Annotated in this window: 11 protein-coding genes; all 11 read right to left on the reverse strand. The window is 46.4% G+C overall.

What is annotated here, in order from left to right:
* Window positions 1-42: 42 nt before the first annotated feature.
* The 11 genes from C400_RS0111200 to dusB all read right to left on the reverse strand — a co-directional run bounded on the left by C400_RS0111200 (window position 43) and on the right by dusB (window position 12,957).
* Window positions 43-450, reverse strand: a complete 408-nt coding sequence (locus C400_RS0111200; protein WP_017427040.1) for a 3-hydroxyacyl-ACP dehydratase FabZ family protein — start codon at window positions 448-450, stop codon at window positions 43-45.
* Window positions 451-454: 4 nt separating this feature from the next.
* Entirely contained in the window at window positions 455-1,699 is a 1,245-nt protein-coding gene (gene fabF, locus C400_RS0111205) for a beta-ketoacyl-ACP synthase II (protein ID WP_016818887.1), read from the reverse strand.
* A gap of 20 nt (window positions 1,700-1,719) precedes the next feature.
* Complete coding sequence (locus tag C400_RS0111210) at window positions 1,720-3,420, reverse strand: thiamine pyrophosphate-binding protein (protein ID WP_017427041.1); 1,701 nt, start codon at window positions 3,418-3,420, stop codon at window positions 1,720-1,722.
* On the reverse strand, window positions 3,417-4,640 hold the full coding sequence (locus C400_RS0111215) for an aldehyde dehydrogenase family protein (RefSeq protein WP_016818889.1): 1,224 nt from the start codon (window positions 4,638-4,640) through the stop codon (window positions 3,417-3,419). Before C400_RS0111215 ends, C400_RS0111210 begins: the two co-directional genes overlap by 4 nt.
* A gap of 44 nt (window positions 4,641-4,684) precedes the next feature.
* Complete coding sequence (locus C400_RS0111220) at window positions 4,685-6,145, reverse strand: class I adenylate-forming enzyme family protein (RefSeq protein WP_017427042.1); 1,461 nt, start codon at window positions 6,143-6,145, stop codon at window positions 4,685-4,687.
* Between the two features lie 12 nt (window positions 6,146-6,157).
* Window positions 6,158-6,928, reverse strand: coding sequence for an enoyl-ACP reductase FabI (gene fabI / locus C400_RS0111225; RefSeq protein WP_017427043.1), 771 nt, complete (start codon window positions 6,926-6,928; stop codon window positions 6,158-6,160).
* 422 nt (window positions 6,929-7,350) lie between these two features.
* Complete coding sequence (locus C400_RS0111230) at window positions 7,351-7,884, reverse strand: hypothetical protein (RefSeq protein ID WP_016818892.1); 534 nt, start codon at window positions 7,882-7,884, stop codon at window positions 7,351-7,353.
* 289 nt (window positions 7,885-8,173) lie between these two features.
* Complete coding sequence (locus C400_RS0111235; RefSeq protein ID WP_017427044.1) at window positions 8,174-9,511, reverse strand: TrkH family potassium uptake protein; 1,338 nt, start codon at window positions 9,509-9,511, stop codon at window positions 8,174-8,176.
* Window positions 9,512-9,598: 87 nt separating this feature from the next.
* Window positions 9,599-11,125, reverse strand: coding sequence for a lysine--tRNA ligase (lysS, locus tag C400_RS0111240; RefSeq protein WP_016818894.1), 1,527 nt, complete (start codon window positions 11,123-11,125; stop codon window positions 9,599-9,601).
* Between the two features lie 112 nt (window positions 11,126-11,237).
* Complete coding sequence (greA, locus tag C400_RS0111245; RefSeq protein WP_013308160.1) at window positions 11,238-11,714, reverse strand: transcription elongation factor GreA; 477 nt, start codon at window positions 11,712-11,714, stop codon at window positions 11,238-11,240.
* Window positions 11,715-11,928: 214 nt separating this feature from the next.
* Window positions 11,929-12,957: a tRNA dihydrouridine synthase DusB gene (gene dusB / locus C400_RS0111250; RefSeq protein WP_017427045.1), complete on the reverse strand. Its 1,029-nt coding sequence runs from the start codon at window positions 12,955-12,957 to the stop codon at window positions 11,929-11,931.
* Between the last annotated feature and the right edge of the window lie 31 nt (window positions 12,958-12,988).

The following is a 12,988-nucleotide window of genomic DNA, read 5'->3' on the forward strand; positions in this document are numbered from 1 at the left end:
TCAGGAGGACAAAAAGACAGTTTAACGCGCGCTTCCACCCCGTCATTGATCAAGTGAAACAATTTCTTCCGCCTCAGCCACCAATCGTTCGCCTACGGTAGCCCGGCCACTTCCGAGAATATAACCACGCCGACGCTTGACCACTTCAAAATAGAGATCTATTCGGTCCCCAGGCTTCGCAAGGCTATGAAAGCGAACGCCATTGAGGTTGGTTAGGTATGAAATACCTCTTTTGTCAATCGCAGCGAATGCCGCTAATTGTGCAAGCGACTCCACGATCAGCATAGGAGGCATGTATGGATTAGCTTCTGTAATAAACCATTCGCTTGAGGTAACAAGCTTGTACCCCTTCGCCCATTGCGACGTTTCGTACCCGGTCACGCCATCGAGCAGAAGAAATGGGTACCTGTGCGGAAGCACATCCTGAATATGGACTAGCTCTTCGCTCACAGGCTTATACCCCCTCCCACTTACGAACGGCAAGACAGACGTTGTGTCCTCCAAAACCAAAAGAATTACTAATCGCCGCACGGACTTCACGTTCCTGATATACATGCGGTACAAAATTCAGTTCAGGGGCTTCGGGATTGTCACAATTGAGTGTCGGTGGTACTTTGCTGTGGATCATGCTCTGTACCGTTGCAATTAATTCGACTGCCCCAGCACCGCCCATTAAATGGCCTGTCATGGATTTAATAGACGATATTGCCAACCGGGGTGCATGCTCTCCAAATACTTTTTGAATAGCATTAATCTCCATGCGATCATTAAATGGCGTACTCGTACCGTGGGCATTGACATAGTCAATCTCCTGCGGTGTTAAGCCCCCATCTTGCAGCGCTATATTGATCGCTTCTGCCGGGCCGGAGCCCGAGGGATCTGGAGCCGTGATATGATATGCGTCCGTTGTGCATCCATAACCCGCTACTTCGGCCAAAATGGTGGCGCCCCGGTTCAAGGCATGTTCCAACTCCTCCAGCACTAGAACCCCTGCCCCACCACCGATGACAAAACCGTCGCGATCCGTATCAAACGGGCGACTGGCTTTCTGTGGCTCTTCATTACGTCTGGAAAGAGCGTGAATATTCGCAAAAGAAGCCAAATCAAGCTGACTAAAGTTGGCCTCTGCTCCTCCAGCCACTACGACATCAGCTGTGCCGTATTGGATCGTACGTAATGCTTCACCGATGGCATTGCTTCCTGTGGCACAAGCAGTGACCACAGCAAACGAAGGTCCCTTAGCACCAATGGCAATAGAAATTTCGCCAGGCGCGGAATTAATCATCATCGAGGAAACAAAATAAGGAGAGACCCTTTTAGGACCAAGCTCCGTTAATTTTCTGTAGTTCTCCTCTATGACATCGAGGCCGCCTGCTCCAGAGCCGACGATAACACCCACACGACCTGCATTTCGTTCGTCTATGACTAACCTCGATTGCTCGACTGCCTGACGGGCAGCCGCCAAAGCGAATTGAGTGAACTGTGCAACCTTTTGGGCTTCCTTTTTGCTCATATACTCCAACGGGTCAAAGCCCGTAACTTGTGCACCAATTTTTGTTGGTATATTTGCTGTATCGAAAACAGTGACAGGTCCGATTCCACTCTTTCCTTCCAGCAGTGAATTCCAGAAATCTGTAAGATGAAGCCCGATCGGCGTTACGACTCCCTGTCCTGTCACTACAACACGTCTTCTCACCATACCCACGTCCTTCGCTGAAATTAATTCTTGGAAGCCTGTTGCTCGTAGAGAGGAAAGTCGCCATATACATGACTAATTTTCTCATGCACATCTGCAAGATCAGCAAACACCTCGACGACCACAAGCTTGTTCTCCTTGTACTTTTGCCAAGCAAGCTGAAGCTGCTCCCGAGCCTCTCCCTTGCTGCGGATTGCCAGACTTTCGACAAATTCATACTGGGGAATTTGGATTCCTGTCTTGACCGCCTCCGAAACAAATGGGAAGGCTTGTCCTGAGATATGCTTATAATTCATCTGGTTTTGCAGCCAACCGTAGCCGCCATTATTAAGTACAAGATAAATTACTGGTATTTGATACTGTACCGCCGTCATAAAATCTGAACAAAATAGATTGAATGCACCGTCACCTACAAGCGCTACTACCGGGCGTTCTGTCGCCACACTTGCCCCCAGAGCAGCGGCCGCACCGAATCCAAGACTCGTTTGGTCACTGGGGACAATGGAAAGTGAGCCTGTGGTAAAACGGAAATATGGATAAAAGTAGGACCACATATCCTGCAATCCGTTCTCTTGTAGAAGCACTAGGTCTTCAGGAAACTCCGTCTGAATCATGTCCAACAGTTCTGGAACGTGGATGCCGGGGGCCTTTTTCAACCCTTCCAAATAATTAGTCCTCTCTGAAAAAGCCTTTTGTTTACATCCTCTGATCGTTTCAAGCCACGCTCCATCGGGCTCCTGTCCGCGCCGTTCTAGCCATTGCTCCACTGCCGCATATCCATCGCCAAGCACCTTGATGCCTCTGAATTCGTGCGCAAAATCCTCCAGCTCTACATTGACTTGAATTAAAGGCGTATCCTGTAGCAAAATATCCCACTCGAACGTAGCCGTTTCTTCCAATCGACTGCCAAGCGTAATGACCACATCGGATTCCTGCCAGATTTGTCTCAGACTAAGATCGGTATAAAGACCGGCAACACCACAGAAAAGTTCATGGTCTTCATTCACTACACCTCGTCCCGAGGCAGTTGCGAACACAGCCGCTCCATGTTGGTTAGCGAACCGCTCAATCACATCGCTTGTCCCTGACTTCATTCCGCCTCCGACTAGAACGAGTGGTCTACGGGCATTCTCAATGATGTTCCATGCCGCATCCAGTTCCCTAACAGACGGAGAGCACGAGAGCTTTTCTGGCGGGGCAAACTGAATCCCTGTTGGCACAGACTGGTCCATCAGGTTTTCGGGTAATTCTATATAGACAGGACCTGGTGCTCCATTGATAGCCAAAAAGGCAGCCCGCTCCATCGCCCATACAAGCCGATCCACATGCTCAACACGATAAGCCCATTTGACGAGCGGCTTCACGAGTGAGATTTGATCGGCTTCCTGAAAGGATCGGGTACCCAGCTTGTCTCCTCCGGTGCCGAGCGCCAAGAGCAGGAGCGGGGCACCCAGGTTCTTGGCTTCCAGTAGCCCCGTAAGTGTATTGCTGAGCGCAGGACCTTTTCCCACAACACATACGGACATCTGGTTAGTTGTGAGCGCATAGCCTGCAGCCATAAACACAGCATTACGCTGATCTTTGCACAAAATAAAATCCATACCGGATGAGGGGAGTGACGCTACAATATTGAGATCGTCACTTGGTAATCCAAAGAGGTGCTGGGCCCCAGCCGATTGTAAGTAGCCAATGATGGCATCCCAGGGGGATATGCTCGCGGTCATACCAAACTCCTCTTTTCTGACAAATATTCTGCGACAATTTCCGAGATCAAGATCGGCTTCGAAACGAGCTTATAATCGTAAAAAATATAGTTCGACATCGTGCCATAGCCACCAAAAGGCTTATTGCCTTGATCCACATCCTCAAGGGTTTGATTAATGGTCAATGTGTGCTTCTTTCGTAGAACGTCTGCCAGATGCTCTGACCCGTATAAGCTGCAACCCATTGCCCGTTCGCTGAAATAACTGGAGGAAATGCGCTTGATCAATTGCTCGTCGTCTTGGTAGCTAACTACATTGAACACTGGCGAAAAATACTCAATAATCTCCAAGTTCTGATCCAATTCGCTATATACAACCGTTGGCTCCATTTTTTTCGTACGGAAATCAATGCCGCCGCCGTAAATAATAAACTTATCGTTCGTATTAAAATATTCAGAAACCGAATATAGCGTGTCTTTATAGAATATAGGGGAGTAGTTCGCGTTCGGATCATTGTTGGCCCCAAATACGAGTTCGTCAATCCGTTGAATCAGCAAGTTTTTAAATGGCTCGCTCACCTCTTGATGTACCAGGATGATGTCGGGCCCCAGGCAGTCCTGTCCAGAGTTGAACAATCTCATGCGAATCACATCGGTAACCGCCAGCTCCAGATCGGCATCTGGTCCAATGATGAAAGGATTGATCCCTTGTCCATAAAAAATGTAGAGCTGATCCTTGCGAATCTGTTTTTTGATCTTCTCCGCATTGGTATAGCTCCCGGTGAACACCACAATATCAGCTGGCATCACGGAATTCTCCATGAACACCTTCTGGCTAACTTTGCGAATATAGATAGGTAATTGGTGTACTGCTTGCAGCTTTTCATGCAACATATCGACATACTCGTTTACGTGAGAAGAAGGACGAAAGTCTATATTTTCAACGTACAGGGATGGAATCAAGAGGTATAATGCATAGGAGTACAAAATGACGTTGGAGGGCATGAATACAGCCATAGATCGTTGCCAGCTTGGCTGATGGGTCTGCACTTCTTGCAATGCACCTTGAAGTGTGAGGATCGTGGAGTCAATTTCTGCATTGGCGGCCCGATAGGATGAAAATTGTGTGAGAATATCCATCACTTCTTGCCGATTTTCAATCAAATAATTGAGGCATTTCAGAATAGATTCATGCCTTTTCAAAAACAGCGTGTTTTCTGCCAGTTCTGGATTTATACTCATGGCACATTCTCCCTTTCCTATATGCGATTTTGGTAAATATCTTGTTATGCTTTGCGAGAAGCAGCTTTCTCTAGAGCAGTGCGCTCCATCTCCAGACGATCTACTTTTCCATTGCGATTTAAAGGAAAATGGTCGAGCGGAAGCAAAAGATCGGGAAACATGTAAGAAGGGAGTACCCGATTCATCTCTTTGCGGAGCACAGGTAAGACCTGTGAGGATTCACTTTCGATGAATGCAACAAGCAAAGTACCTTTTGCCTCATCCTCCAAAGTAATCACACAGGATCGGTAACCTAGTGAACCAATCCGGTCTTCGATATAGACTGGGGAGACCATGTAGCCCATCCGGTTGACTGTCTTACCACTGCGACCAATAACATACAGCATTCCGTCATCCAGATAGCCTAAATCTCCCGTCTTGAACCAGCCATCCTGGAGAACAGATTGTGTCAGGTCGGGACGATTCAGATAACCTTCCATGCACCCGGCACTTCGTATCCACACTTCGCCTACGATACCGTCCACCTGATGGTTGCCAGTAGAATCAAGTATTTTCAAATCCACACCAGGTAATGGTTTGCCACACCCCTTCGGACACTCCAGCGTCCCCAGCGTGACGTTGCCCAGTTCAGAAAGGCCATAACCATTCAGCAGGGGCTGTCCAAATATGTTGTTAAATTTCTCTTCGAGGTCTTGAGTAAGTGGAGAGCCGCCTACGCACCACATGCGGACTGGGGATTGCTTGATCAATTCCAGTTGTTCGGGTTTTCGGCTTAGCATACGCAACAAGGTGTAAAAAGCAGAGGGGTTAGCGTCTACGACCGTCGCCCGGTCTTTCGTAATACTTGCAATGACGCTCCAGAGGTTTTTTGGATTGCAGATGATGAGAGAACATGAGGTTAACCACCAGGAGAAGATAAGTGAAATTCCATAAAAATGAGAGAAAGGCACTACGGGGAGCATATGGTCAGACGGTATGTAGTTCATAGCGTGTATGGAATGTCTGATATTCTCCATAAAAGCTGAACCAGCTTTCACGATTCCCTTGGGTTTTCCCGTCGTACCTGAAGAATACAGAATGAGCGCATCCGGTCTCTCGCACCACTTGTTAAAGTCGAGGGCTTCGGGCTTTGGCTCTCCCACCCAATGCGGGTGTACTGCTTCTTCTTGAATGAGATCTTGAATCAGAATAACGAGAGCATGAGGAACTTCTAAATCGGAATCCGTCAGAATGCAACAGGCACCCGCCTCATCATAGATTTGGGCCACCTCATCAATTACCGTCTGCTCGTCCACCACAGTTACCGAAACTGCGAGATGACACAGGGAAAACAGAGAAACAACAAACCAATAGGAATTGGCCGCTTTCAGAATCACTCTACCGTCTTTAGGAATTCCTCTGAGAGCCAACATCCGTGAGAAGATCGTCACATCCCGCTCCAGACGTTTCCTGCTCATAATTCCTTCAGGTGAGATAATACGGCAATCCGTATGCGTAATAAGCACAACGTTCCCTCCTTACATCCCCGTAATATGGTATCCAGCATCTACATGGATAACTTCACCCGTAATGCCTCTCGATAAATGGGAAAATAGGAATAACGCCGTATCTCCGACTTCAGACGTATCGACCGTCTTGCGTAGGGGCGTAGTTTCTTCAATATGCTTTAGCATTGTGTTAAAATCTTTAATGCCATAGGCGGCCAAAGTACGTATAGGACCAGCCGAAATCGCATTTACACGAATGCCGTAAGTACCCAGATCATTCGACAGATAGCGCATGCTGGCTTCTAGTGAGGCCTTTGCTACACCCATAATGTTGTAATTCTTGATGGCTCGTTCTGCGCCGATATACGTCATGGTGACGATACTTCCACCCTCCGTCATCAGCGGGTATACGCGGCGGGATACAGCAGCCAGAGAATAGGCACTGATTTCTTGAGCAACCGCGAATCCCTCGCGAGAAGTATCGACGAACGAGCCTTCCAAATCCTCAGCCTTAGCAAACGCAACACTGTGGAAATATCCGTGTAAGACGCCTACCTTCTCCTTGAGAAAGTCCGCCAGTGCATCCAATTCTTCATCGCTCTGTACATTGCAAGGACAGACAATGGAACCCGGAATGGTTTCAGCGAGCTTTAGCACCCGTTCTGCAACCCTCTCATTTTCGTAAGTAAAAATGAGATTTGCTCCTTCCGCAGCTAAAGATTGGGCTGTCCCCCAGGCAATACTCCTGTTATTAGCCACACCCATAATCAAAATGTTCTTTCCACTCAGTAGTACTGCCACAGAAACCACCTTTCCTTTTTACATTTTTAAACATAATAACAACTTAATTGCGTTTGTCTACATATATAGACATATATAATCTTTCCTGGAATATTATCTCGTCAGTTGCCAAACTTATATAGGCGCCGTTTTAGGCAGATGGCAAGAATATTTTAAAAATTGTGAATGTGGTTTCTGTTGGTCTGTGTTCAAATCGAAAGGAGTCCATGCGTGTGAAAAAAGTGGTGAGGCAACGATAAGATGACTGTCAAAGCGATTTTAATATAAAAATATCATACTCTTATAAATATTTCCATTCCGACGATAGACTCATCCCATTATCGAAAGTAACCACTTCATTTCACCATCAATGACTCTCCCGATTTGAACATCCTGAGTGACCAGCCTGATTCGTTTCAAGCTTGCGGCTCTATTCCTCTTGGCTAAGCCTTATGTTTATGTTTTTTAGGAGCTAAGGTATAGCTGAAGGAGACAACAAAGTCGATTGCCAGAACGATCGCCCATGTTTGCATGATGCCCTCCAGTGCCGCCGTACGCTGCGGATCACCTACATATACAATGATGGCGAGCAACAAAGCGTTGCCTATAGCCCACCCCAACAGGTGAAGCAACCAACCTATACGCTCCTCTTTTGCATGAGCAGCACCATACTTGCGTTCAGGCTTGGGTCCTTTACCAAACCAATGAGAGAATCGTACATCGGCCCACTTAATTAACCTATGACCAAATGCCACTGTAATACCAAAATAACAGGCTGCCAGGCCAGTAGCAGTCGTAATCTCCATGCCACTTCTCACCGTGATGAACACCGCAATCAGCAACAGGATATCAATAATTGGGGTAAAGAGTAAAAGAAGGCCCCCTAATTTCTTCAACCCAAACATATACCTTGCGACTAACCCTGCAACAACAAAAACCCAAAATAAAACCTCAGCACTAATAATAAATAAATACATAATGGACGATTCCTTTCAAATTTGAAATTGGTATTTCCCTAAGTCCCCCCCTTCATGCCCACTATCATACAATATTATACATAATATTCCTAGTATTTTGTCTATAATTACATAAAAGGGAACAAATAGCCGTTTTTTTACAATAAAATTGCGGCTATTTAGTCCATTTCCTCTTATTCTCAAATTGGGCATTTTTCATAATATGCTGCAAATAAAGGATTATGTTATATGCAATAAAAAAAAGATGCGCCCCTGTCATCAGCACGGGTGCATCTTTTATATAGATAAGCTATCCAATTACAATATGTCCTTCAGGACGACGGTACAACGTCTTGGTCGAACGTGGGCGAATGGCATAAGCGATCGTAAGAGGACCGATTCGACCAATAAACATCGTCACACAAATAATCAGCTTGCCTGCGTCAGACAATCCTGGCGTCACTCCTACAGACAGCCCTACCGTTCCGATGGCAGAAGCCGCCTCAAAGGCAAGAGAGAGAAATGGGGCATCCTCGGTCATTAAGAGCAGTATAACCACAATCGAGAATATAAATAGCGCCATTACAATAATGGTCAACGCCCGCATCATGATATCCTGAGGAACTCTATGACGGAAAAACACAATCTCCTTCTGTCCTCGCATGACGGCGATTAACGCACCTACCATAAGCAGAAACGTAGTTGTTTTAATTCCTCCTCCAGTAGAGCCTGGGGAAGCACCGATAATCATCAGCAGCATAATAAAAAATTGACTGGCCTGCCTTAACCCGCTGATGTCGACTGTGCTTGTACCCGATGATCTCGTGGAGACGGATTGAAAGACAGCGGCATATACTTTGCCTTCCCAGTTCAGTCCACCCAAGGTTCGTGCATTGGTAAACTCAAAAATAAATATAACCAGCGCACCAATGACAATGAGCGCTCCCGACACGCTTAGCACCATTTTAGAGTGTAAAGTCAGTCTCCGGGTACGACGAAAATCGAACAAGTCGCTTAGTACAAGGAAACCCAATCCTCCCGAAATCACAAGCACAGATGCAATCATATTGAAAACAAAATCTCCAGCGTATTGTTGAAAGCTGGTCCCAAACAGATCGAACCCCCCGTTATTAAAGAGGGATACGGAATGAAAAATCCCATAATATATCGCCTGTCCGACCGGCATCTCTCGCATCCACCGCAAAGCTAAGACGACAGCCGCAATTGCTTCAATGGTAAAAGAAAAGATCAGCACCTTGCGAATAATGCGCACGATCCCTTCCATGCTATCAGCGTTAATCGCTTCCTTAAGCAGCAGCCGATCCTTCAACGATAGCCGTCGTCCCATCAACAGCGCAAACAAGGTCGCTAAGGTCATAAACCCTAGCCCACCTAGCTGCATCAGCACCAAAATGACGGTTTCTCCAAATACCGTATAGGTCGAATCGACGTCAACGACGACCAATCCTGTGACACAAGCAGCAGAGACGGACGTAAAAAGCGAATCAATCCAATGCGGAGCATGTCCACCATGATTGGCAATAGGAAGCATCAGCAGCAAAGTACCCAATGCAATAATCAATACATATCCGATGACCAATATAAAAGGAGGCGATGCGAACCGACTAAGCTTGACGCTGCGTTTCATCAGAACTATTCCTCTCCATCCGTTCTTATGAAAAAGAGGAACAAGACACGGGAACCCCGGCTGATCCTCTATATTCATAATGTGATGTTATTCTACTGTACGGTTACGCATATGCGGGAAAAGCAGCACATCGCGAATGGAAGGCGCATCTGTCAGCAACATAACCAAACGATCGATGCCGATGCCCAGCCCGCCTGTTGGCGGCATACCGTATTCCAAGGCGCGGATAAAGTCATCATCCATTTGATGAGCTTCATCATTGCCATGCTCACGTTCCAGCAATTGCGATTCAAAACGTTGGCGCTGGTCAATTGGATCATTCAGCTCAGTGAACGCATTCGCATGCTCACGAGCGACCATGAACAGCTCGAAGCGATCCGTAAAACGCGGGTCCTGTTCATTTTTCTTCGCCAATGGCGAGATTTCAACCGGATGTCCAGTAATAAAGGTCGGCTGAATGAGCGTTTCCTCTACAAAATGCTCAAAGAATGCATTCAGGATATGTCCAAATGTCATGTGCGGTTCAACCGGAACCTTATGCTCTTTCGCAAGGCGATGAGCTTCTTCATTACTCATTTGCACACTAAAGTCTACGCCTGTTACTTCTTTAACAGCATCCACCATGGAAACTCTGCGCCATTGCGGCGTCAGATCGACTTCCTGACCTTGATACTGAATGTGCTGTGTGCCCAGTACTTCCTGCGCAATATGTGCAATCATGTTTTCCGTCAATTGCATGATATCTTTATAATCAGCATACGCCTCATACAGCTCAATCAACGTAAACTCAGGGTTATGACGAGTCGATACACCTTCGTTACGGTATACACGCCCGATCTCATATACTTTCTCCATTCCGCCAACAATTAGTCGTTTCAAATGAAGTTCAATAGCAATACGCATATAAAGCTGTGTGTCCAATGCATTATGGTGCGTAATAAATGGCTTCGCCGCCGCCCCGCCAGCAATGGCATGCAACGTTGGAGTTTCAACTTCCAAATAACCGAGCGAATCCAGATAACGACGCATGGATTGAATAATACGGGACCGCATAATGAACGTTTTTTGTACTTCTGGGTTCATAATCAGATCTACGTAACGCTGACGATAACGCAATTCAACATCCTTCAAACCATGATATTTCTCCGGCAATGGATACAAGGATTTGGACAAGACTTCAATATCCAATACTTTGATCGTCGTTTCGCCTGTCTTGGTTTTAAAGAGCACGCCCTTAACACCAACAATATCGCCGAGATCCAAAATACCAAATGCTTTATAATTCGCTTCAGGTACAGTGTCTTGACGAACATAGATTTGAATACGTCCGCTAAGATCCTGTATATGAGCAAAGCTGGCTTTCCCCATCACTCGTTTAGCCATAATGCGGCCTGCTATGCTAACTTCAATATTTTTTTCTTCCAATTCTTCCTTGGTCAAGCTGTCATACTTGCTCAGTAGTACGCCCGCTTCATCCGTGCGTATGTATTTGCGTCCAAAAGGATCAATGCCCAATGAGCGAAGCTCGTCCAATTTGGCACGACGAATTTGCAATAATTCACTTAATTCCTCGCGATTTTCCTGTAATTCCTGGTTAGTAGTTTCATCCGACATGGTGCTAAATCAGCTCCTTCAATATGAATAGACGGGCCGGGGTCCGTCTCGGGTGTAGAGAAAAAAAGCTTCCACAAGGAAGCTTTTACATTAAATTCCAAAGTCCGTGTTTTTATTTCTTGATATCCACGATTTTATATTGAATAACACCTGCTGGAACGGTTACATCTACAACAGTTCCTTTTTTCTTACCGAGAATAGCCTTGCCAACCGGGCTTTCATTGGAGATCTTGTTCTGGAGCGGGTCGGATTCGGCAGAACCTACGATAGCATACTCTGTAATATCCCCGAATTCCAAGTCTTCAACGGTTACAGTTGCCCCTACTCCCACAACATCGGTGTCAATTTCATCGCTATTGATAATACGGGCATTACGTAGCATCTTCTCTAAAGTAATTACACGGCCTTCAATAAAGGCCTGCTCATTCTTCGCATCCTCGTATTCGGAGTTTTCACTAATATCTCCGTATCCGATGGCTACCTTAATCCGTTCAGCCACTTCGCGGCGTTTGACAGACTTTAAGTTCTCAAGCTCATCTTCGAGCTTTCTAAGGCCTTCCTGTGTCAGAATGACTTCTTTATCGCTCATCTCAACCGATTCTCCTGTCATGGGAAAAGTTTAAAAGTGCATCGGAATGCACGCTTTCAAAACATAATATGCCACTCTGAGGGAATGAGAACATTTCCTGCTGTTGTCTTGAGAGCTGCATACAATTTGTAATATACATCAAGATTTTATACTGAACGATTATAGGGCAAGCAATTGGAAAAGTCAATCGCATGCACAAGCCGGAACTGCTTCCTTATTGCGCAACAGTAACAGGAGAAGCAGCGCTTGTAGAAGCCCCCTCGTTTTCCACCATGTGCAATTGAGATACAAATTGATTCAAAATACGTACCATATCGTCGCGCTTTGTTTCTTCCATAATTACATCCTTAATACGTGCAGAACCTTTAATCCCCTTGAGGTACCAAGCCAGATGCTTGCGCATTTCACGAACAGCTACTGCTTCGCCTTTCAGCGCCACCAGACGGTCCATATGCAGAATGGCAATACGGATTTTTTCTTCCGGTGATGGATCGGGCAACAGCTTACCCGTCTGCAAATACTCAATCGTACGGTACAGCATCCATGGATTCCCCAGAGCGCCGCGTCCAATCATAACGCCATCACAATTGGTCAAATCCAACATTCGGCGGGCATCTTCCGGAGTTAACACATCACCATTTCCAATGACAGGAATGGATACTGCTTCTTTAACTTCTTTTATAATATCCCAATTCGCATGCCCCGTATACAATTGCTCACGTGTACGGCCATGTACGCTGACGGCCTGACCTCCGGCACGTTCAACAGCACGAGCGTTCTCTACAGCGTAAATATGCTCGCTATCCCAACCGATACGCATTTTCACGGTAACCGGCTTGCTCACCGATTCCACTACTGCGGATACCATCTCATAAATCTTGTTTGGATCGAGCAGCCAACGAGCACCTGCATCACATTTGGTCACTTTGGGAACCGGGCAGCCCATATTGATGTCAATAATATCTGCATTCGTCTCCTGGTCTACGACTTTCGCTGCTTCCACCAAAGATTTGCGGTCGCCCCCGAAAATTTGCAAGCTAAGCGGCTTCTCGCGCTCATCTACAAACAGCATCTCGCGTGTACGCTTGTTGCCGTGAATGATGGCCTTATCACTAACCATTTCTGCACATACCAAGCCTGTACCGAATTCCTTGGCGATCAAGCGAAAAGCAGGGTTGCACACGCCTGCCATTGGTGCCAGGACGACTTGGTTTTTCATTTCAATGTCGCCGATTTTCAGCATATCCGTTCCCTCCTTTACTCCTTCTTTATAT

This window comes from Paenibacillus sp. ICGEB2008 (assembly GCF_000307675.1).
In the GTDB taxonomy this organism is placed as follows: Bacteria; Bacillota; Bacilli; order Paenibacillales; family Paenibacillaceae; genus Paenibacillus; species Paenibacillus polymyxa.